The sequence below is a fragment of the Peribacillus sp. SIMBA_075 genome (genome assembly GCF_046534585.1).
The window spans coordinates 1-247 of record NZ_JAWRYN010001283.1 but is presented as its reverse complement, the minus strand read 5'-3'; the positions used below and the strand labels follow the sequence as shown (position 1 = coordinate 247).

The following is a 247-nucleotide window of genomic DNA, read 5'->3' as shown; positions in this document are numbered from 1 at the left end:
ATAACGGCGTTGGGGCAGACCGATCAAAAGCTGAAAGGGCTGAACCAGGGGGCAGACGACTACATAACGAAGCCGTTTGAAGCGGAGGAAGTAGTTGCTCGGGTGAATGCCGTTTTGCGGCGCTCGACTATATTAATCAAGGACCAGGAAACGAGATTTTTTGGTAGTCTGAAAATAAACTTCCAGTCTCACAATGTGACGCTACATGGTTTGGAGCTGCTGTTTCATCCACGTGATTTGTCTCTAT

The 247-nt window shown here is 47.8% G+C and carries 1 protein-coding gene; it reads left to right on the top strand.

The features are described 5' to 3' along the window. Nucleotides 1–247 (top strand): response regulator (locus SB775_RS32475; protein WP_486360737.1); only part of this gene is annotated, 247 nt, incomplete at both ends.